This is a genomic window from Campylobacter sp. IFREMER_LSEM_CL1846 (genome assembly GCF_025772105.1).
Taxonomy (GTDB): Bacteria; Campylobacterota; Campylobacteria; order Campylobacterales; family Campylobacteraceae; genus Campylobacter_D; species Campylobacter_D lari_D.
The window spans coordinates 12,048-34,525 of the sequence record NZ_JAKMRM010000012.1 but is presented as its reverse complement, the minus strand read 5'-3'; the positions used below and the strand labels follow the sequence as shown (position 1 = coordinate 34,525).

Annotated in this window: 14 protein-coding genes, 1 tRNA gene and 1 pseudogene; 13 read left to right on the top strand and 3 right to left on the bottom strand. The window is 28.5% G+C overall.

Annotated elements, in window-relative coordinates; genetic code table 11:
* Position 1 precedes the first annotated feature (1 nt).
* The gene (locus L8W40_RS06395) at positions 2-1,555 is read left to right on the top strand and encodes a KAP family NTPase (protein ID WP_263664958.1); all 1,554 of its coding nucleotides are present in this window, start codon (positions 2-4) and stop codon (positions 1,553-1,555) included.
* 2,050 nt (positions 1,556-3,605) lie between these two features.
* Here the strand turns inward: L8W40_RS06395 and L8W40_RS06390 are convergent.
* Positions 3,606-3,692 (bottom strand) — tRNA-Leu (locus L8W40_RS06390).
* 159 nt (positions 3,693-3,851) lie between these two features.
* On the opposite strand from L8W40_RS06390, the gene flgL reads away from it, so the two are divergent.
* Together flgL and L8W40_RS06380 are read left to right on the top strand one after the other, a co-directional pair.
* On the top strand, positions 3,852-6,077 hold the full coding sequence (flgL, locus tag L8W40_RS06385) for a flagellar hook-associated protein FlgL (protein WP_263664957.1): 2,226 nt from the start codon (positions 3,852-3,854) through the stop codon (positions 6,075-6,077).
* A 953-nt stretch (positions 6,078-7,030) separates the two neighbouring features.
* Positions 7,031-8,959 (top strand): annotated as a pseudogene (locus L8W40_RS06380) (DNA translocase FtsK); the annotation flags it as partial.
* Here L8W40_RS06380 and mltG read toward each other — a convergent pair.
* On the bottom strand, positions 8,960-9,913 hold the full coding sequence (mltG, locus tag L8W40_RS06375) for an endolytic transglycosylase MltG (protein ID WP_133318850.1): 954 nt from the start codon (positions 9,911-9,913) through the stop codon (positions 8,960-8,962).
* Here mltG and L8W40_RS06370 point away from each other — a divergent pair.
* From L8W40_RS06370 to L8W40_RS06325, 10 genes are all read left to right on the top strand, one after another.
* Complete coding sequence (locus L8W40_RS06370; protein WP_263664956.1) at positions 9,900-12,401, top strand: AsmA-like C-terminal domain-containing protein; 2,502 nt, start codon at positions 9,900-9,902, stop codon at positions 12,399-12,401. The two genes, mltG and L8W40_RS06370, sit on opposite strands and share 14 nt — an antisense overlap.
* Before the next feature lie 18 nt (positions 12,402-12,419).
* Positions 12,420-13,316, top strand: a complete 897-nt coding sequence (locus L8W40_RS06365) for a malate dehydrogenase (RefSeq protein ID WP_263664955.1) — start codon at positions 12,420-12,422, stop codon at positions 13,314-13,316.
* 173 nt (positions 13,317-13,489) lie between these two features.
* Entirely contained in the window at positions 13,490-13,804 is a 315-nt protein-coding gene (locus L8W40_RS06360) for a 4Fe-4S binding protein (protein ID WP_133318853.1), read from the top strand.
* Positions 13,805-13,813: 9 nt separating this feature from the next.
* The gene (locus L8W40_RS06355) at positions 13,814-14,938 is read left to right on the top strand and encodes a 2-oxoglutarate synthase subunit alpha (RefSeq protein WP_039628358.1); all 1,125 of its coding nucleotides are present in this window, start codon (positions 13,814-13,816) and stop codon (positions 14,936-14,938) included.
* 1 nt (position 14,939) lies between these two features.
* Positions 14,940-15,785: a 2-oxoglutarate ferredoxin oxidoreductase subunit beta gene (locus tag L8W40_RS06350; protein ID WP_220566397.1), complete on the top strand. Its 846-nt coding sequence runs from the start codon at positions 14,940-14,942 to the stop codon at positions 15,783-15,785.
* Positions 15,782-16,339, top strand: a complete 558-nt coding sequence (locus L8W40_RS06345; RefSeq protein ID WP_214118920.1) for a 2-oxoacid:acceptor oxidoreductase family protein — start codon at positions 15,782-15,784, stop codon at positions 16,337-16,339. Before L8W40_RS06350 ends, L8W40_RS06345 begins: the two co-directional genes overlap by 4 nt.
* Before the next feature lie 83 nt (positions 16,340-16,422).
* Entirely contained in the window at positions 16,423-18,132 is a 1,710-nt protein-coding gene (locus tag L8W40_RS06340; protein ID WP_263664954.1) for an acetolactate synthase large subunit, read from the top strand.
* Complete coding sequence (ilvN, locus tag L8W40_RS06335) at positions 18,129-18,596, top strand: acetolactate synthase small subunit (protein WP_039626144.1); 468 nt, start codon at positions 18,129-18,131, stop codon at positions 18,594-18,596. Before L8W40_RS06340 ends, ilvN begins: the two co-directional genes overlap by 4 nt.
* A complete protein-coding gene (lpxD, locus tag L8W40_RS06330; RefSeq protein ID WP_263664953.1) occupies positions 18,593-19,552 on the top strand; it encodes a UDP-3-O-(3-hydroxymyristoyl)glucosamine N-acyltransferase in 960 nt (319 codons plus the stop codon). Before ilvN ends, lpxD begins: the two co-directional genes overlap by 4 nt.
* Entirely contained in the window at positions 19,545-19,769 is a 225-nt protein-coding gene (locus L8W40_RS06325; protein ID WP_133318859.1) for a hypothetical protein, read from the top strand. The genes lpxD and L8W40_RS06325 overlap by 8 nt, the downstream gene beginning before the upstream one ends.
* Before the next feature lies 1 nt (position 19,770).
* Here the strand turns inward: L8W40_RS06325 and ccsA are convergent, their stop codons facing one another.
* Positions 19,771-22,470, bottom strand: coding sequence for a cytochrome c biogenesis protein (gene ccsA, locus L8W40_RS06320; protein ID WP_263664952.1), 2,700 nt, complete (start codon positions 22,468-22,470; stop codon positions 19,771-19,773).
* Between the last annotated feature and the right edge of the window lie 8 nt (positions 22,471-22,478).

Sequence of the window (22,478 nt, the reverse complement as noted above, 5' to 3'; positions counted from 1 at the left end):
TATGAGTAACAATGGTATTGATTTTGCAGATTTTATTTTTATAAATAGAAATGAATGCAAGAAAAAAATAGAAGAAATTTTTAAAGAAAATAAGGATAAGCCTATCGCTATTGCAATCAATGGAAAATGGGGTGTGGGAAAGAGCTATTTTTGGAAAAACGAAATGACTCCGTTTTTAAAGAAAGAACTAGACATAACTCCTATATATACCTCAGTTTTTGGAAAAAAAGATGAAAATGAAATCATTAAAGACTTAGTGTCTCAATTTTTAACAATAGAAAATAAAAATGCAGATAATATAAGAGATTTTATAGAAGGAACATTTAAATTTTTTGGTAAAAACATAGATATGGATTCGTTGTTTAAATTTTTTAAAAAAGAACATATGAAAAATACCATTGTTTGCATAGACGATTTTGAAAGATTATCAGATAAAATTCCAGTGCAGGATATTTTAGGATTGATTTCTGAACTTAAGGAGAATAAAGAGTGTTCCGTAGTTGTTATCTATAATGAAGATGAATTATTTAAAAACGATAATTTTAATCAAGAAAATAATAAAGATAAATCTAAAATAACAAAAGAAAAAATGATATTTGAAAAATACAAAGAAAAAGTATTTGATTTTCAAATCAAATTTGCTCCATCATCAATAGAGCAATTTTCCATTTTTATGTCAGAAAAATTAGAAAAAAATTTTGATGCTTATAAATATTTTCCTGATATTATAAACATAGATAAACTTTTACAAACTCATAATTTTACAAATTTAAGAGAATTAAATAGAGTAAATTGTACTTATCAAACTCTTTTAAAAGATTTTTCTTTAGAAAAATATCCATCAAAAGAATTTAAAAATATATATAATTATATACTTTATCCAATAGCTTATGCTTATCATTTTGGACTTAAACCTGAATATTTTGAAAAAAACATTATAAAAGGAACTACAAATTTAAGTTTCCCGCACACTTCAACATATAGTAATTTATTAAAAGAGCTATTATCTTATTTAAAAGATGGTTTTGAAATCATGCAAAAAACTAGTTTTTTATATATTCCGCAATTATTTCCTAATCCAAATGGATATACGCCTATACAAGAATGTAAAATTTTTTTATTAAATTTTGTTAAAAAAATTATCGATGATACTAATTTTCACATGGAATATATCAAAGAATTAAACGATAAAACATCACTCGAAGAAGCTTCAATTTGTTTTTTCTTAAAACATAAAAATGATATCAAAAGCATTCCATATATGTTTGGATATAGAATATTAAATTATGCTTTTAATGATGAAGATAGTATTGAACTTAAAAGAACAAAAAGTTTTGCTTTAGAATTAGTAATAAAAAAACATGAAAAAGAAGTATTGGATTTATTTAATCAATGGTGTAATAAAGCTCATGAAGTAATAATTAATAATAAAAACGAACAAGAATATTTTTGGATTAATAAATTTACTTTTTATCTTCCATTAGAAAGTTTATCTAAAAAATTAAATATTCCAATACCTCAAAATAAGTTAGTAGAATTGTTTATTAAAAACTGATTTTACTAAGCAATTATAATTTTTATTCTTAAGATAATATATTATCAAAAAAGCAATATAATCTTTTATTCAATGATTAATTATTGTGAAATATTACTGAAAATTACTAACTAGTTATGATATTTAAAAAAGCATATAAAGAAAAGAGATAATTTTGATCTATATTTACAACTAATACAAAAAAGATTTACTAAACAAAATCTACAATCTTTCATAATCTAACAAAACAAGCTTATAAATCGATTTTAATTATTTAATGCTAGGTTGATATTACTTTATAGTAGATTTTTGATTTTAGGCTTGTTTTTGTTTGTTTTTAGCGGTATTTAATTGCAATAAAATCTTTATAATATTTTCAAAGTCTTTAACATCTTCATTTAATAAAGCATATTTATTGCTTAATATGGCGTATTTATAAGCATTGATAATATCTAAATCAGGATATTTTTCTTGTAAGCTTTTTATTTTACTTGATTGCTTTACTCTAGCAAGTTTTGATTTATAGAGATTTTTATATTTATCATAAAGTGAAGAACTAATGCCAATTAAAGCACCTTCATTTTTGGTTTCTTTAAAGACTCTTAAGACAAATTTGATACAGCCATTTTTTCTGTTAATGCGTCTTGTATCATAAGGATTTTTTAAAGAATATTTAGTGCAATTTACTACCCAAGTGTGAATTATTTTTTCTAATCTATCGCTTTTGTTTTGCGTAGGAGTTTCATCTAGTTTTATCTCATCTTTAGGATTATCAGCAGATACAGTTTTTTTTGAAAAATATATTTTTAAACACAGAATAACTTGCCTTTTTTAACAAAAATTTATAATATTTTATCATACAAAAATTACAAAATCATAACATTTTTATTTTTTAAAAAAAACACAGCAAATCTCAAAAAAATACTAAAGGTAACGAAAACATATAATCTAATACTTACGAAGTAATGTATTGTAAAAACGATTATTTTTGACAAAAATGACAAATTTTATAAAAACCCACAGAAGATACGCTAAAAACTTACAAAAATATACGAAATATATACTTTTTTACATTAAAGGTAACGAAAACGACATATCTGCTTAGCACGGAGTAGTGATTATTTTAAAAATTAGAGTATTTTATACGAAATATATACTTTTTTACATTAAAGGTAACGAAAACGACATATCTGCTTAGCACGGAGTAGTGATTGTTTTAAAATGGGCTATTTTTTGATAAATTTTAACCTATAAAACTCCAAAAAGAAAGCTTTAAAATACAGCTTAAAATTTCCATTTTACTAAACTTTTTATCAAAACAAAAAAGGTAAGATTTTTTGAAAAAATTAACTTGTATTTTTTGGATATTTTTTTCATAACTCTTTAAAAAAATGAAGATATATTTTAAGAAAAAAATGAGAGTATTTTTAAGCTAGTGATCCAACTAAAATAAATTTCATTTTTATAAAAAATAAAAAAGATAAAATCAGATTAATTTTTATTTTAATATCAATTATGATCACCTTCTTATAAATTAATAAAATATAAAAAGGATCATAGCTTAAGCTAATCGCTAGCTTAAAAATACTAAGTGATATAATTTTATAATAATTTTAAATTAAAATAATTTTTTTATATTTTTGATAAAAAGATTAAGATGTATATAAAATAATATTTGCTTAATCCTAAAAGCAAAAAACCGAAAAAGCTGAGAAACCATTATTTTACCAATACTAATAATTATAAAATTTCATATGTTTTAATGGTTTAACTAATTTTAAGCCTTATGAATAAAACTAAATACATTAATGTATTTAGTTTTATACTGTCTTCTTTTAATAAAAAAAGAAATAGAAAATGAATTAGCAATTGAATATAAAAAAGGTAAAATGTATTTTTTATTTTATTCTTTTTTTAAATATTTTTATAAAAGTCAATTTCTTTTTTAGATTATAATGGTAAATTATATTATTTTATATGGAGTGTTAAAAATTAATTTTTGAGAAAAAAACCGCTACCAAAACCGCTCCCTGAGTTTTTTAAAAATTTTAGAAAACACTTTGAAAAGTAATGGTGCCCAAGGTCGGACTCGAACCGACACAAGGTTGCCCTTACCAGATTTTGAGTCTGGCGCGTCTACCAGTTTCACCACTCGGGCTTTTTGAAAGTTTTAAAATAATTAAATAGAATATGGGATTATACTAAAAAAAAATTAAAACAATATAAAATATTTTATATAAAAAATTTAAATATCATTAAAATTTGGAACTTTTTTTGCTTGTAAATAATTAAAAAAATTTATTTGCGGAGCAAAATAATGAGAATTAGCAATCAGTATAATTACTACACTTCTATACAAAACTACACAGATGGTCAGTCTTTGCTTAATAAATATAATTTGCAATTGCAAACAGGTCAGCTTATTCAGCATTCTTGGGAAAATGCAAATGTTTATATTAATGGCTCAAGATTAGAATATGAGATGGCAAACATAGGTCAAATAGTTCAAGGAACTCAATCTGCTATGGAGCTAGCAAAAAACACAGATACTGCCTTGAAAAATATCACAGAACTTTTAGAAAAATTTAAAACATTACTCACAAAAGCTGCAAGTGATGGTAATTCTCAAGAATCAAGAGAGGCTATAGCAAAAGAACTCAAACTTGTAAGAGATTCTATTGTAAATATTGCTAATACTAGTATCAATGGGCAATATCTCTTTGCAGGATCAAATAGTGCAAATAAACCTTTTGATAATTATGGAAATTATACTGGGAATAAAGATAATATTTTTGTAGTAAGTGGTGCTGGCACCCAAATTCCTTATAATATACCTGGATGGGATTTATTTTTTAAGCCTGATTCAAATATCAATAAAATTATTTCAACAAATGTTTCTTTTACTGATGCTCGTTATCCGGACAAAAAAGAATTTTTAACCGGAGAATCTAAGTTTTCACATTTAATAGGCCAAAACTATGTTCAAAATGGAGAACTTAAGCCCGATGAGCATTTTGGTGATAGCTATGATGAAAAACTCTCTTTCCCGCATTCGACTATGTATATTCAAGGTGTTAGACCTGATGGAACAAGTTTTAAAGCTACTTTAGATATAGATCCTGATGCAAAAATTGAAGATGTATTAAAAAATATTGGAAGATTATATGGAAATACAGAGGGAAATGAGGTTGTTAAAGTAGCATTAAATGATAGCGGGCAGATAGAAATAAAGAGTTTAAAAGAAGGAAGTAGTTCTTTAGATTTTCATGCTGTTGCTATGACTCCACAACTTTTAGATCCGACTCAAATTAAAGATTTAAGTGATGCTGCTAAAGCCGAAGGTATTACAATGGCTCAAGTTACAGAGCGTATTATGAATGCAGCAATTAAAGATGGTAATTTAAACAATGCTCAAAGTCCAATACAAGTAACAGTAGGTGATAAGCAGTTTAACATAGACTTACACAAAACAGATTTTATTAAAAGTAACATCAATGGTGATAAAACTAATGGGGTTAATTATGATGTGCCTTTTGAAAAAGATGGAAATACTGTTTTTGGCAATGTTTCTCAAGTGATTAAAGGTACAAGTGAATATGCTACTGATAGTACAAAGTTAAGTGAAGTTGTAGCAAATGCCAATGGAAGCATGCAAGGTCAACAACTCCAAATGGAAATCACTTCTAGAAGTGGTCAAAAATATAATGTAACTATTGATTTAGAAAATTCTACTGTAAGTTATCCTGATCCAAATAATCCGGGTCAAACTATAAGTTTTCCTATTACTCACTCTCAATATAATGAAAATACAGGTAATGCAGTGGGTATGCAAACAAGACCTGAAGATATTACTTATGGCCAGTTAAATGATATTATCGGTATGTTTGCAAGTGATAATGTTCCCACAGCAACTATAAATGCAAATGCAAATGGTACTATCAACAATGGAGATTTTCAAACCATTCAACAAAATATAAATGATTCTAAAGGTTTTGTTGAAGTTAGTATGGACTATAAAGGTCGTATAAGTATTACTGATAAATTTTCAAGTAACACTAATATAGGTCTTACTATTAAAGATTCAAATTCAAATAGCGGTTTTCCTCCAGCAGGAGAAATACGCGATGGATCAGGTTTTGTATTTAGTGCAAACAATTCTTTAACTATTGATGATCCAAATGTGGATTTGATTAAAGACTTAGATGAGATGATAGATGCTGTTTTAAATGGCAGTATGAGGGCTGATTCAGAAGGAAGTGATCCTAGAAATACAGGTTTACAAGGGGCTTTAGAAAGAATAGATCATTTGCAAGATCATGTTAGAAAAATGCAAACAACCATAGGAGCTTACACTAATAATATAGAAGAGACAAATAAAAGAATGACTTTTTTAAATATCAATGTAGCTTCTATTAAAAGCGGTGTAACTGATGCTGATTATGGGCAAACTTATATGCAGTTTATGCAAACTATGGTATCTTATCAAGCTATGCTTTCGGCTACTTCTAAAATTTCTCAAATTAGTTTATTAAACTACTTATAATTTTTTGATATAATAGCTTTTTTCTTTATAAAGGATATATTATAAAAAAAGAAGCTATTTTTGTTATTTCTAATATTTTTATTTTTTATTTTTGCTTAAGTGCTTTGATACCCGATCAAGCTTTAGTAAGTATTATAGGGTATTCCTTGGCAAAACTTAGTTATTTTTTATTTGGATCATTGACTAAATTTTACCCTTTTGTCTTTTTTTGGTTTAATTATCTTTTGTATAAAAATAACTATAATTTTGAACTTATAGAGCGTAGATTTAGTGTGGCTGTTTTTGCTTGTATTTTTGCTTCACTTATTTTTGCTTCAGCGTTCTTGCAAGATAAAGGCTATATAGCCTCTGCTATGTTTGTAATCTTAGATGGACTTTTTGGAAAAATAGGAAGTTTGATCTTGGTGATTTTGCTTTTAGCTTTTGCTTTTAGTATTTCTTTTCCGCAAATTATCAAAGAGGTATTTAAAATAGAGCTTGATTTTGATTTTTATTTAAAACTTGAAACTTTAATTAAAAATAAAATTTTTGGCTTTTTTGGTGGCGATAAATATGAAAATGAAACCAAAGAAGAACAAGAAAAGCTCAAACAAGAGCTTTTAATTAAAGATAAAACAGAAGAACTTATCAAGGAAAAAGAGCTACCAAAAAAAGAAATCCAAGAGAATAAAAAATTTAATCTTGAAGATTTAAAAAATCAAGAATTAGAAGAGGTTGTGATTAGTGAAGAGGATAAAAAGCTAGGTTCAAGTTATATTCATGAGCTTTCAGAACCTATTGCAAGTTTTGCTCAAAAAGCTAGTCAAATAAATATAAAGGAAGATGAAATGACCCCTGAAGAGTATTTATTAAAATACAAAAATAAAAGTGAAGATATTTATACTCAAACTTTAAAAAGTAAAAATTTAGATGAACCAAGCTATAAAAGACGCAATATAGATTTAAACGAAAACAAAGAAGAGGTGATAGAAGAAAATTCTTTGTTTGCTAAAGAGCTTAAAGAGCGTGAGCAAATGCTACAAAAAGCTAAATTGCTAGAAGAATATAAAGCCTTGCAAAAAGAAAAAATCTTAGAAGAGCTTAATGAGGATTTTAAAAAAATTGAAGAATTAAATGCTATAGAAGCACAAAAAGAAGCTGAGTTTAAAAAAAATCAAAATAAAACTAGCTTTTTAGGGGTAAAAGAATTTAAAGATGAAGATTTTATTCCACAAAATGAAGTAAAAGAACTTGATTTTAGTGAAGATGATTTTGCCAAGCCTATTAGTATAGAAGAGCTAAGAAGTAAAAGAAACTATGAAAGTCCTTTTGTAGTAGAAGAAGCACAAAATGAAGTTAAAGAAGAAAAAATTCCATTTGAGATTACTCAAGAGCCTATAATAGAAGTAATAGAAAATAAAACACACCATTCTATCACTAATGAAGTGAGTGAAAACAAAGCCTTGTTGAAAGATCTTGATTTTGGAAATTTTGAAAAACCAAAAGATTTTTCTTTACCACCTTTAGATTTTTTAACTATGCCAAAAGAAGGCAAAAGCGAGATAAATGAAGAAGAAATAGATAGAAAAATTTATGATTTATTGGAAAAATTAAGACGCTTTAAAATAGGTGGAGATGTAGTTAGAACTTACACAGGTCCTGTTGTAACTACTTTTGAATTTCGCCCAGCAGCAGATGTTAAAGTAAGTAAAATTTTATCATTACAAGATGATTTAGCTATGGCTTTAAAAGCTCAAACTATAAGAATTCAAGCTCCAATTCCAGGTAAAGATGTAGTGGGAATTGAAGTTCCAAATGAAAAAATCGATACGATTTACTTAAGAGAAATTTTAGAAAGTGAGGTATTTAAAAATTCTAGCTCACCTTTAACTATAGCTTTAGGTAAAGATATAGTAGGCGATCCTTTCATCACAGATCTTAAAAAGCTTCCTCATCTTTTAATAGCAGGAACTACAGGAAGTGGTAAAAGTGTGGGTATAAATTCTATGCTTTTATCTTTGCTTTATAGAAATTCGCCAAAAACCTTAAGACTTATGATGATAGATCCTAAAATGCTTGAATTTAGTATTTATAATGATATTCCACATTTACTTACACCGGTAATTACTGATCCTAAAAAGGCGGTAAATGCTTTATCAAATATGGTGGCTGAAATGGAACGCAGATATCGTTTGATGGCTGAAGCAAAAACTAAAAATATAGAAAATTACAATGAAAAGATCAAAGAACAAGGTGGAGAAATTTTACCATTTATTGTAGTGATTATTGATGAGTTGGCTGATTTAATGATGACAGCAGGTAAGGATGTAGAGTTTTATATAGGTCGTTTAGCACAAATGGCAAGAGCAAGTGGAATTCACTTGATCGTAGCCACGCAACGCCCTTCAGTAGATGTTGTTACTGGTGTTGTAAAAGCAAATTTACCAAGTAGAATTTCTTATAAAGTAGGGCAAAAGATAGATTCTAAGGTTATTTTAGATTCTATGGGGGCTGAAAGTTTGTTAGGGCGCGGGGATTGTTTATTTACCCCTCCTGGTATGAGTGGTTTAGTGCGTTTGCACGCACCTTTTGCAAGTGAAAATGAAATCGAAAATATTGTAGAGTTTTTAAAAGCTCAACAAGTAGTAGAATATGATGAGAGCTTTTTAAAAGATGATAGTCAAGATGGAACTTATAAAAGAAGTGAATTTGATGATGGAGATTTAGATGAACTTTATGAAGAAGCAAAGGCTGTAATCTTAGAAGATAGAAAAACTAGTATTTCTTATTTGCAAAGACGCTTAAAAATAGGCTATAACCGCGCAGCAAATATTATAGAACAACTTTCACAAACAGGTGTTTTAAGCGAACCTGATGCAAAAGGCCAAAGAGAAATTTTATAATCAATTTCTTATTGCCTTATTATGATCTTTTAAAGTAGAGGTAAAAATATGCTTATTGGTTTTTTTATCTCTTACAAAGTATAAATATTCTGTTTTAGCAGGAAAAATAGCCGCCTTAATAGCTTCAAATGAAACATTACATACAGCTTCTTTTGGTATGCCATTAAATTTATAAGTATTGTAAGAACTATTATCTGATCTTATTCTTTGTGGAGTGATTTTTTCATGAGAGTATTTTCCATAATTTAATGTCCCATCCATTTGAAGCTTCATGCCTTTTCTTAAGCGATTTCTAATCACAGATGAAACTATAGGCATTTCTTCATTACTTGCTGCTTCTTTTTGTATAATGGAAGCAATGATGATATATTCATGCCATTTTTTTTCATTGTATTCTCTAAAAATTTTATAAGAAAGTTTTTTAAATTCACTTGCAGAGTAAGCCAAAAGATATTTTACTAAAAGCTCTTCTGTAATGCCTTTTGGAATTTTATAAGTTTCGGGAAAAAGCATACCTTCTTTAAAAGGGCTTTGTTTGTAAAATTCTTGCATTAAGGTTTTGGCATTTAAATTTAACTTTGGTGCTAATTCTTCAAAGAAAATTTCAGTCGTTTCCCCAGGAATTAAAGTAATAGTTTCAAGTGCTGCCTTAGCGACGGTAAGCTTATGTAAAAATTCAGCTCTATTTAGTTCTTTTGTACCTATATTTATCCAGCCAGATTGTGGATGGCCTAAAAAATATAAAGTATATTTATCAATATTGCTCATTTTATAGTTATTTTTATCTAATTGCGTTATAATCTTACTAACAGAACCTTGTGGTATAAAAACTACAGAGTTTGTTTTTATAGGTAAAAGTAGATAGTAAAAAATGGATAAAAGAAAAATTAAAATCAAATCACAACATATTAAAAAAATTCTTAAATTTTTAGCATTACCTATGATACTTTTCATTGTTTTGTTTATTTACCTCAAAAATGGAATTTACATAGAAAAATTAGAAATTTCTTCTATTAATTTGGAGAAATTATATATTAAATTAGATAAAAAACTCATTTTAAATGCAAAAAAAGTTATAGTAAATTCTCAAAATCAAAACACTCAAAATGAAACTAGTGCGAGTAAAGCTGTACAGCTTATCAAAGATGTAAAATATATTTATTGGTTTTTTCAAGAAATCAATATAGATGAAATTTTTGTTAATAACTATCCCGTGGAATTAATTTATAAAAATAATCTATTTTTTGTAAACAGTAAAAATCTTTTAGTAAAAGTCAATTTAAAAATTAGTGATAAAAATATACAAGCTAATATTGATAATTTTCTTTTAAAAGATCATAACCTTAGTGTAGTTGGCTCTTTACTTATCAATCCTAAGACAAAATTTTATACTTTTAAAGGAGAAATTGATAGTGATTTTTTAAAAAGTGATGTCAAATTCTCACTTAAAAGAGAAGAGATTGCTTATGAATTAGAAAATATAAGCTCAAATAATATTTCAAAAATTTTTGATATTTTAGTGGAAAATGGAGTGCATTTGCCTTCTAATCTTGCTCTTTGGGTGGGCGGTAAGGTAAAGGCTGATTTTTATTTTATAGAGAAATTAAATGGCTTTGCAGATTTTGGAAAACATAGATATTATTTGAATGATATTAGTGCTAAAGGTTATGTAAATAACTTGAAGGTGGTTTTAGATAAAGGTATAGATCCTATCATTAGTCCTTTTGTAAGGCTTGAATTTAATAAACAAAAACTAGAATTTATCTATGATAAATTATATTTTAACAATTACAATCTCAATCAAAGTCAAATTTATATAGACAATATGCTAAATGAAAAAGCAGGAATTTATATACGCATAAAAAGTGACAATGCTAGAGCTGATTATAGAGTGAATAAAATTTTGCGTTTGTATGATATAAAATTACCATTTTTACAAAACAATGGTATTACAAAGACTGATTTAGTTTTGAAAATTCCTTTTGAACATCCTGAAAGAATTTCATATAAAGGAAATTTTGATATTGTAAATTCTAATATAAATATAAGTGACTTTAAAATCATACAAGCAAATATTGATTTACAAAAAGATAAATTAGAGATTAAAAATGCAAGCGTACAAAGTGAATTAATCAGCGGTGATTTTAATGCAAGTATTGATTTAAAGCAAAAAAAAGGTGATTTTAAGACCTTTATAACAAATTTAAAATTACCACAAGATAGCTTAAAAATGGAAAATAAATTTCTTGATTTAGATCTTAACTATGATAAAAATATCAGTTTATATAATAAAGAGCTTACTACGACTCTAAATTTTGATCAAGGTATGTCTGTTTATGTTGCTAAGCTTGCAAAGTATAAGACTTATTCTAAATTAATGCAAAAAAATAATGTGCATGATGGAGAGTTGTCATTAGACACTTTAAATTTTAAAGATTTTGATGTAGATATAAATAATACCACTTTTGAATCATTTTTACTCTATAAGGATAATAATCCTTATGAGTATGATAGTTTTAGTATAAAAATAAAGGGAGAAGATTTTAATTTAACTAGCGCAAGTGGTAGTGTTTTTGCACAAAAAGACAATGATGATATTAACATTACTTTAAATAATGTTAATTTATTATTTTCAGAACAAGATACAGAAAATACACTAGATAATCTTGAAAATTCAAATTACAATATCAGTGCTAAAAATATAGATTTGATCTTAAAAGATTTTAACAAAACTTTAGATTTTGATCAATTTAATGCTAAAATCAAAAAAGACTATATAAAAGCTTGGGCTAATAGAAATGAGTCTAAATTTGAGCTTTTGCTTAAAGAAAATCAAATGCAAATTAGAGCTTTAAAAATGGATGATGATTTTCTGAATACTTTTATGCGTCAAAATGTTTTTGAAAAAGGCGAGTTTAATCTTTATGTAGATGGTAATAGTACTGATTTTTTTAAAGGCAAATTTTTATTTAAAGATACTTATTTAAAAGATTTAAAATTTCATCAGCAACTCTTAAGTTTTATTGATACAATACCTAGTTTGATTTTATTTAAAGCCCCAACTTTTAATGAAAAAGGTTTTAGTGTAGAAAATGCTGGTATAAGTTTTAATCGCAAAAAAGATCTTTTTGAAATAGATGCGCTAAATTTTAATGGTGATAGTGCAGATATTTTAGGTCAAGCTAAAATCAATTTAAGAAGTAGTCAAGTGGATGGTTTATTAGAGCTTAGAACGCTAAAATCAGCTAGTTCGGTTATTTCTAAAGTTCCAATTATCAATCAAATTATATTAGGCAAAGACAGGCAAATTAGCACACAAATTAAACTAGGTGGAACAATTGATAATCCCGAGTTTAAAACTCAACTTATCGCACAAAGTTTGCAACTTCCTTATCATTTGATAAAAAATATTTTTGAATTACCGACAAATTTAGTTAAATAATACCACAAAGGAGCTAAGATGAAAATTACCATCATAGGAGCAGGAAATGTCGGTGCAAGCATTGCTTATGCTTTAATTTTAAGAGAATTAATAGATGAGATTATATTGATTGATATTAATAAAGACTTGCTTTTTGCTAGAGAATTAGAACTAAGTCAAAGCATAGCTGCTTTTAATTTTGATATTAAAATAACTTGTACGGATGATTATACATACTCAAAAGATTCTCAAGTGGTTATTTTTAGTGCAGGTGTAGCTAGAAAAGAAGGTCAAAGTAGAGATGAGCTTTTTGCTATTAATTCTAAAATTATGCTTGAGTGTGCAAAAAATATTAAAAAATTTAACAACGATCCTTTGTTTATCATAGTAAGCAATCCTGTAGATTTTTTACTCAACGCTCTTTATGAAAGTAAATTATTTTCATTAAAAAAAATCATTGCTATGGCAGGTGTTTTAGATAATGCTAGATTTAAATACGAAGTGAGCAAAAAATTAGATATAAAAACTTCTTATATAGATACTAAGCTTATAGGTTTTCACAATGATAGTATGGTTTTGGTAAAATCTCAAAGTAAAGTGCAAAATAAAGCTTTAAGTGAAGTCTTAAATAAGCAAGATATTGTTCAAATTGAACAAGAGGTTAAAACCGGTGGTGCTAAAATTATAAAATATTTAAAAACTTCAGCCTATTTAGCTCCTGCTAGTGCTTGCGTGAGAATGATAGAGGCTTTAAAAAGTGGAGAATTTTTACCAGTATGTGTGATTTTAGATGGAGAATATAGCATAAGAAAAAAAGCTTTTGGAGTTATGGCAAGGATTAGTCTTGATGGGGTGCTTGAAACTTTAGAATTAAAATTAGACAATCAAGAACAAATTGCATTAGAAAATTCTTTTATTCAGTATAATTATAAATAATTTTTTAGGAGTTTTTTACTCCTAATGTTACTTTGTGTTATAAAATCTTATTAGTTTTATTTTATCTTTTAAATAATATTTAATCATGCTATAAATTCGCTATAATAAAAAGTTTGTTTTAAAAATAATTTTTAATAAAAAATCATTAGAAAATTACAAAAAACTAGAAAGGAATATTAATGATTGCTCCAGAGAATACACCAGTTTGGGTTGATGAAGCAAGATGTAAGGCTTGTAATATCTGTGTTAGCTATTGTCCAGCCGGAGTTTTAGCAATGAGAGATGAAATCAGTGCAGTTTTAGGACAGATGATAGAAGTGGTTCATCCTGATTCTTGTATAGGCTGTAGTGAATGTGAAAGTCACTGTCCTGATTTTGCGATTTTTGTTGCCAAAAGAGATGAATTTAAATTTGCAAAGCTTACGCCAGAAGCTAAAGAAAGAGCACAAGCTGTCAAAGAAAATAAATACAAAAAACTAAATGCATAGGAAAATAAAATGAGAGAAGTTATATCAACAGGTAATGTTTTAGTAGCCAAAGCTGCGATTGATTGTGGCTGTAAATTTTTTGGTGGTTATCCAATTACCCCAAGTTCTGAAATAGCACATGAACTAAGCCATATGTTGCCAAAAAATGATGGTACTTTTATACAGATGGAAGATGAAATTTCGGGTATTAGCGTGGCCTTAGGTGCTTCTATGAGTGGAGTAAAATCCATGACAGCAAGCAGCGGGCCGGGAATTTCTTTAAAAGCTGAACAAATTGGTTTGGGTTTTATAGCTGAAATTCCACTAGTAATTGTAAATGTTATGAGAGGTGGTCCTTCAACCGGTCTTCCAACAAGGGTTGCGCAAGGTGATTTATTTCAAGCAAAAGCTCCAACACATGGAGATTATGCAAGTATAGCTTTAGCTCCTGCTTCATTAGAGGAAGCTTACACTGAAACTATTAGAGCTTTTAATTTAGCTGAAAAATACATGACTCCAGTATTTTTGCTTTTAGATGAAACCATAGGACACATGAATGGTAAGGCAAAATTACCTGATTTAGAAGAATTAGAAATTATCAACCGCAAAAAATTTACGGGCGATAAAAAAGATTACAAACCTTATGCAGCAGGTGAAAATGAAGCTGCCACATTAAATCCTTTCTTTGAAGGTTATCGTTATCATATCACAGGACTTCATCATGGAGACATAGGCTTTCCAACAGAAGATGGAGCAATAGTAGATAAAAATATCAAAAGATTATTTGGTAAGATTAAAAATAATACCGATGAAATTTGTACTTATGAAGAGTTTATGTGTGATGATGCGCAGTTTTTAATCATCGCCTATGGTAGCGTTGCAAGATCTGCTAAAGAAGCTATTTTAAGACTTAGAGAAGAGGGTTTAAAAGTAGGGCTTTTTAGACCTATTACCCTTTATCCAGTTGCTGAGAAAAAAATAGCTCAAGTAGTATCTAAATTTGAAAAAGTTATGGTAAGTGAGCTTAATATGGGGCAATATTTAGAAGAAATTCAAAGAGTAAGTAAAAGAGATGATTTTATTAGCTTGCACCGTGCAAATGGTCGCCCTATAACCCCAAGTGAAATTATTGCTAAAGTAAAGGAGAATATGTAAAATGGCTTTTAATTATGATGAATATTTAAGAGTAGATAAACTTCCAACACAATGGTGCTGGGGTTGTGGGGATGGTGTTGTTTTAAAAGCTATTATTAGAGCTATTCAAAAACTTGGCTGGAATATGGATGATGTTTGCTTAGTTTCTGGTATAGGTTGTAGTGGTAGAATGAGTTCTTATGTAAATTGCAATACAGTCCATACGACTCATGGTCGAGCTATTGCTTATGCAACAGGGATTAAACTGGCAAACCCTAAAAAACATGTAATCGTAGTAAGTGGAGATGGCGATACTTTAGCAATTGGTGGAAATCATACCATCCATGGATGTAGAAGAAATATAGATTTAACTCATATTTTAATCAATAATTTTATTTATGGTCTTACAAATTCACAAACTTCACCAACTACCCCACAAGGCTTTTACACTGTTACAGCTCAAGCAGGTAATATAGACCCAAATTTTGATGCTTGTGAGCTTACTAAAGCCGCTGGGGCTTCTTTTGTAGCAAGAACAAATGTTATAGAGGCAAATAAGCTTGAAAATATCATTTTTAAAGCTTTATCTCACAAAGGTTATAGTTTTGTAGATGTATTTTCAAACTGCCATATTAATCTAGGTAGAAAAAACAAAATGGGCGAAGCTGTAAGCATGCTTGATTGGATTAAAAATCGTTGTATTGAAAAGTCTAAATTTGAACAATTAGACTATGAACAAAGAGCGGATAAATTCCCTACAGGAATTTTACACCAAGATGAAAGTAAAACAGAATATTGTGAAGCTTATGAGGAAGTTAGAAGAGCCTTGAAAGAAAAAAGAATGGTTGATTTGGGAGTATTAAAATGAAATATCAATTAAGATTTTGTGGTGAAGGTGGACAAGGGGTTATCACTGCAGGTGAAATTCTAGCTAAAGCCGCCATTAAAGAAGGGCGTAATGCTTTTAAAGCTTCTACTTATACTTCTCAAGTTAGAGGTGGGCCAACTAAGGTTGATATTATCATTGATGAAAATGAAATCTTTTTTCCTTATGCAGTAGAAGGTGAAGTTAGTTTTATGCTTTCAACTGCTGATAAAGGTTATCATAGTTTCAAAGATGGTGTTTGTGATGGTGGTGTTATAGTTATAGAGCCAAATTTAGTTCATCCAAGTAAAGAAGATTATGCAAGATGGAAAATTTTTGAAATTCCTATTATTACTATAGCTAAAGAAGAAGTAGGGAATGTAGCTACTCAATCAGTCGTTGCTTTAGCTATAGCTGCTTATATGAGTAAATGTATTGATATTGATGCATTAAAACAAACTATGCTTGATATGGTACCTGCAAAAACTAAAGAGGCAAATGCAAAAGCTTTTGATTTAGGTATAGAATACGCTAAAAAAGCACAAGTAGTTTCTTGATTTGCAAGAAACTCTTTCTTGTGAAATAATATTTATTAAATTATCGTTATAATATTTTCCATTTTAAGCAAAAAGGTAAAATAATGAAAGAGCTAAATGGCTCGCAAATGATTTGTGAAGCATTAAAAGAAGAAAATGTTAAAGTAGTTTTTGGTTATCCTGGTGGTGCGGCTTTAAATATTTATGATGAAATTTATAAGCAAACTCATTTTAAACACATTTTAGTCAGACACGAGCAAGCGGCCTTACATAGTGCTGATGCTTATGCTAGAATGAGTGGTAAAGTTGGTGTGGCAGTAGTTACAAGTGGACCTGGTTTTACTAATACAGTTACAGGTTTAGCTACTGTTTATAGTGATTCTATACCTTTGGTTTTAATTTCAGCTCAAGTTGCAAATTCTTTAATAGGAACAGATGCTTTTCAAGAAATCGATGCTATAGGTATTTCAAGACCTTGTGTAAAGCATAATTATTTAGTAAAAAATATCGAAGAATTACCTAAAATTTTAAAAGAAGCTTTTTATATTGCTACAACAGGTAGAAAAGGGCCTGTGCATATTGATATACCTAAAGATGTTACTGCTGCTATGGGTGTATGGCATTATCCTAAAGAAATTTCTATGAAAACTTACAAGCCAACCTATAAAGGAAATATCAAGCAAATTAAAAAATTAGTAAGTTTGATTAAAAATGCCCAAAAACCTTTATTTTACCTAGGTGGAGGTTGTATAGCTTCTAATGCTAGTGACGAATTAAGAGATTTGATTCATTTTTGCCAAATTCCTGCAGTTGAAACTTTGATGGCTCTAGGGATTTTAAGAAGTGATGATGAGCTTAATTTAAAAATGGCAGGTATGCATGGAAGTTATTGTGCAAATATCGCTTTAAGTGAGTGTGATTTGCTCATTGCTGTGGGTGCTAGGTTTGATGATAGGATTACTGGTAAAACAAGTGAGTTTGCTAAGGGTGCAAAAATCGTTCATATTGATATAGATCCAAGCTCTATTTCTAAAATCATCGAAGCGCATTTTCCTATAGTTGGGGATATTAAAAGTGTTATTTTAGATACCTTAGAAGAATTAAAAAAAGAAAGTTTTGACAACACAAAATACCAAGAATGGTTTAAAACTTTACAAAACTATCAACAATTATATCCTTTAATCTATGAAGATAGCGATGAAGTTTTAAAACCTCAATGGGTTATAGAAGAATGTGCTAGATTAGCTCCTGATGCAAGGATAATTACTGATGTGGGGCAACATCAAATGTGGGTAGCGCAATTTTATCCTTTTAATTATGCTAGACAACTTGCAACAAGCGGTGGGCAAGGAACTATGGGGTATTCTTTACCGGCCGCACTTGGGGCTAAATTAGCTGTAGATGAAGAAGTTGTAATAAATTTTGTAGGCGATGGTTCTTTTTTAATGAATATACAAGAGCTAATGACAGCAAGTGCTTATGGAATTAAAGTGATTAATATCATTTTAAATAATTCTTTTTTAGGTATGGTAAGACAATGGCAAAGTATGTTTTATAAAGAAAGATTTTCTAATACAGATCTAACAAGTCAACCTGATTTTGTTACTATTGCTAAAGGTTTTCATTGTGAGGGTTATAATGTTTTTAATAAAGAAGAATTTCAAAAAACTTTTAAAGCAGCCTTAGAATCTAAAAAAACTTGTGTTTTAAATGTAGCTATAGATCGTTATGAAGATGTATTACCTATGGTTCCTGCGGGCGGAGCTATTTATAATATGATTTTACCTAGCTATAAAAACAAGGATAAAAAATGAAAAGAAGAGTAATTTCTGTCATTGTATTAAATGAGCATGGGGTATTATCACGCGTTGTCGGGCTTTTTTCAGGACGCGGTTATAATATAGAATCTCTTACGGTTGCTCCACTTGATGATAAAGAATTCTCAAGGATAAATATCGTTACTTTAGGCGATGAAAAAGTTTTTGAGCAAATCATAAAACAACTTCATAAACTCATACCTACTTATAAGGTAATTGATTCTAGTGATTTTATAGAAAAAGAAACAGCTTTGGTAAAGATTGCTTTAAATGAAAATTTTGCAGGTTTAGATGCCATATTAAAAGCTTATAATGGCAGTGTGACTTATAGTGATGATGAGTTTATTATAGTAATGGCAAGTGATGATGCAAAAAATATCGATAACTTTTTAAAAACTATGAAAAAGTATAATCCTATTAGTGTAGTTAGAAGTGGTTCTATTTTAATGGAGGTAAAATGAAAATTAGTGAAATTGCTAAATTTTTAGGCATAGAATATTGCGGAGATGATATAGAAATTACAGCTTTAAATTCATTAAATAATGCAAGTTTTACTGAACTTAGTTATTGCGATGGAGAAAAAAACTCTAAAAAAATTACAAGTAGTGGAGCTGGGGCTATATTAGTCTCAAAAGAATTTGAAAATTTAGTTTCAAAAGATTGTGTTAAATTAGTTGTTGATAATCCACATTTATCTTTTGCGCTTTTAAGTAAGCTTTTTGCTAAACCTTTAATTTCTAGTGAAAAGAAAAATTCTAAAATCGCTAAAAGTGCCAAGATTATGCCAAATGTTTATATTGGAGAAAATGTCCAAATAGCTGATCATGTAGTGATAATGGCAGGAGCTTATATAGGCGATAATGTAAGTATAGGTGAATATACTACAATCCATCCAAATGTTGTGATTTATAATGACACTAAAATAGGTAAAAAATGTCATTTACTGGCAAATTGTGTTATAGGTAGTGATGGTTTTGGCTATGCGCATACAAAAAATGGCGAGCATTATAAGATTTATCATAATGGAAATGTTATTCTAGAAGATTTTGTAGAAGTTGGAGCTTGCACGACTATTGATAGAGCAGTTTTTGAAAGCACTATCATAAAGCAAGGCACAAAGATTGATAATCTTGTTCAAGTAGGGCATAATTGTGAAGTAGGGGAGAATTGTCTTATAGTAGCTCAAAGTGGAATTTCAGGTTCAAGTATTTTGGGTAAAAATGTTACTATGGGTGGGCAAAGTGCTACAAGTGGGCATTTAGAAATAGGGGATTTTGCTACCATAGCCGCAAGAGGTGGGGTCACTAAAAATTTAGAAGGTGCTAGGGTTTATGGTGGTTTTCCTATCATGCTTCAAAAAGATTGGTTAAAATTTCAAGCAAAAATTATCACAGCTTTTAGGGATAAACATGAGTAAAAAAATATTTAAAACTATAGAATTACATGGCAGTAAAAGTGGAGAAATAAGCCTTTGTAATCTTTCTAATCCTTATGGTATAGGAAGTAATGATGTCTTAAGTATAGGTGTGGCTTTGAAAAAAGAAAATGGAATAGATTGGAAAGTTCATATTCCTTATGAAAATTTAAAAGATCTTATCCATGCACTTCAAGAAATAGAAAAAAGCAAAGCCTAGTTTAAAAACTAGGCGTATTTAAATCCCTTTTTCTTCCTGCGCTAATAATTAAAATAAAATTAAGTACAATCAAAACATACACAAAAGTTGGTATAGGAAAAGCATCACCATTTGCATAAGAATGAAGCCCAGAAAGATAAAAATTCACTCCAAAATAAGTCATTAATATGCTATAAAAGGCTAAAACACTAGCACTTGCAAAAACAAAAATAAAATAAGTTTTAAAAATAAATCTTAAGTGCAATACTATAGTATAAACTACAATAGAAATCAAAGCCCAAGTTTCTTTTGGATCCCAACCCCAATATCTTCCCCAGCTTTCATTAGCCCAAACTCCGCCTAAAAAATTTCCTATTGTAAGCATTGCAAGTCCTATTATCATAGACATTTCATTAACGCAGTGTAATTTAATGATGTTTAAATCTATATTTTTATTTTTATCCCTTAAAGCAAAAAGAATTAAACTCAAAATCCCTATAATAAAACAAAGTGCTAAAAATCCATAACTTGCTGTTATAATAGAAACATGAATATTAAGCCAATATGATTTTAAAACAGGTACTAAATTTCCAATTTGAGGATCCATAAAGCCAAGATGAGCTACAAAAAGCGAAATGCCTGCTAAAAAACTCGCACCACATAAAGCTAAGAGTGATTTTTTAAAAAATATCACAGCACTTATCGCACAAGCAAAAGCTATGTAAATCATGCTTTCATAAGCATTACTCCAAGGAGCATGCCCACCTACATACCAACGAATGCTTAAAGCTAGTGCATGTATGATTACACATATACTTAAAATGATGTAAAAAAATCTATATACAAAGGCAGATAAAGAAATATTTTTTAATATAGTATAAAAACTTAAAAAGAAAAACACTAACGCAAAGCTAATATAAACAAAAGTTAGATTATCAAAGATATTGTAATGATTAAGCAGTATTTCAAGATCTAATCTTTCTTTTGGTGGTAAAACACTGCTTCCATAGTGATTTTGAAAATCTTTTAAAGATTGTAAAATTTCATTCGCATCTTGCCATTGATTATTTTCAACACCATTGCGAACTTGTAAAAAATAGCTAACTAAAAGCATTTGTAAACGCTCTACATCTTCTTTTGCAAAAGGTAAAATTTGCACCGGAGAATACCACTTTAAACTTTGTTCATTAATATCAGGAAAAATAGTTAAAGCTTGACCGCTATAAATATAATATGCATGATTTATTTTTTCATCTAAGGCTAGTAAATCTTTATCGAAGTTAGTTCTTAGTGAGGGCTTTTTGCGGTTAGCTTCCTCAACATAATTACTAAGTTTATATACCTCATTATCAAACACATCATCAAATGCTATGTATTTTTCATTTATATCTGTGCCTATTAATTCTCTTAGCTTGCTTGTTTTTGTAGCTATCATTTTGATTTTTCTAAATTCTTTAGGATAAATCATCATTGCTAGAAAAATTTGATCATAGTGAAGATTTAAAAATTTTTCTTTTTGAGTGATTTTATAAACAAACTCCATTGCCAAAGTATCTAAAGGCTTGATTCTACCATTATGATCTTGCACAAGTAATCTTGCAAAATTTAAAGAATGTTCATAGGAATTTTTTTGCAAATTCGAGATTAAATTTAAAATTTCATTTTTATCTTCTTGTGCAAAAAGTGGAGTTTGTAAATTTGCAAAAAGCAAAATAAACAATACAAAACTTTGACCTTTTTTTAAATAAATGCTTAAACGATGAAATCTTGAGTTTTTATCAAATAAAACCCATAAAAATCCCAAAATCAATAAAGTATAACCTATATAAGTAGGGATTTTACCAGGATCTTTATTAACTGAAAGTATAGTGCCTTGCTCATCTTGATCATAAGAGCTTTGAAAAAATCTATATCCACCATAATCAAGAACATTATTCATAAAAATATCATAATCTAGATTAATATTATTTTGCTTATCTATGATTTGAATTTTTGAAGTATAAGAAGATGGACTCATAGAGCCTAAATAACGCTCTAGTATAAAATCTTTTAAGTGTAATGCAAAAGGAAGCTTAATTTCTCTTGGTCCCCAATTGATAGTAAAATTTTTTCCCTGTAAGTTAAAATGCACTGCTTGTTTGTTTGTAAAATTTGGATTTAAGATTATTTGTGTATTTGCTTTTTGATAATTAATATTTAATTTTAAGCTAGCAGGTGTGATAGAGTCTTTTTGTGGAGTGTATTTGATAGAGCTTATGATTAATTTTTCGCCATTTAAGTCAATAGTTTTTTTAAAATGCTTTTGAGTTAGCGGGGTAAAGCTAATAGGAAATTCAAAACTGGCATTAGTATCAAAATCAGTAATTTTTATAAATTCTTCTCTAGTAACTATGGTACTCGAGCTTTGATTTTCTCTTATATGCATTCCACCTTCTAAGCCAAAATATCTAGTAAGTCCAGCACCGATTAAAATCACTATAAAAGATAAATGTAAAAGCAAGATAGAGTATTTTTTCTTTTGAAAAAGCTTGTTACAAAATATCACTCCGATTAAATTTAAACCTAGTAATAAATGCAACATATCAAACCAAGCATTATTATAAATTAAAGCTTTAGCTGCACTAATACCAAAATCATTTTCTATAAAGGTTGCCACAGCACAAGCTATGGCATATATGCTCATTAGCAAAAAACTCATTGCAAAAGAAAAAAAATACTGCATTTTTAACC

Coding starts and splice junctions, on each gene's coding strand:
- L8W40_RS06395 (WP_263664958.1), top strand. CDS start 2: ATGAGTAACAATGGTATTGATTTTGCAGATTTTATTTTTATAAATAGA.
- flgL (WP_263664957.1), top strand. CDS start 3,852: ATGAGAATTAGCAATCAGTATAATTACTACACTTCTATACAAAACTAC.
- L8W40_RS06370 (WP_263664956.1), top strand. CDS start 9,900: ATGATACTTTTCATTGTTTTGTTTATTTACCTCAAAAATGGAATTTAC.
- mltG (WP_133318850.1), bottom strand. CDS start 9,913: ATGAAAAGTATCATAGGTAATGCTAAAAATTTAAGAATTTTTTTAATA.
- L8W40_RS06365 (WP_263664955.1), top strand. CDS start 12,420: ATGAAAATTACCATCATAGGAGCAGGAAATGTCGGTGCAAGCATTGCT.
- L8W40_RS06355 (WP_039628358.1), top strand. CDS start 13,814: ATGAGAGAAGTTATATCAACAGGTAATGTTTTAGTAGCCAAAGCTGCG.
- L8W40_RS06350 (WP_220566397.1), top strand. CDS start 14,940: ATGGCTTTTAATTATGATGAATATTTAAGAGTAGATAAACTTCCAACA.
- L8W40_RS06345 (WP_214118920.1), top strand. CDS start 15,782: ATGAAATATCAATTAAGATTTTGTGGTGAAGGTGGACAAGGGGTTATC.
- L8W40_RS06340 (WP_263664954.1), top strand. CDS start 16,423: ATGAAAGAGCTAAATGGCTCGCAAATGATTTGTGAAGCATTAAAAGAA.
- ilvN (WP_039626144.1), top strand. CDS start 18,129: ATGAAAAGAAGAGTAATTTCTGTCATTGTATTAAATGAGCATGGGGTA.
- lpxD (WP_263664953.1), top strand. CDS start 18,593: ATGAAAATTAGTGAAATTGCTAAATTTTTAGGCATAGAATATTGCGGA.
- L8W40_RS06325 (WP_133318859.1), top strand. CDS start 19,545: ATGAGTAAAAAAATATTTAAAACTATAGAATTACATGGCAGTAAAAGT.
- ccsA (WP_263664952.1), bottom strand. CDS start 22,470: ATGCAGTATTTTTTTTCTTTTGCAATGAGTTTTTTGCTAATGAGCATA.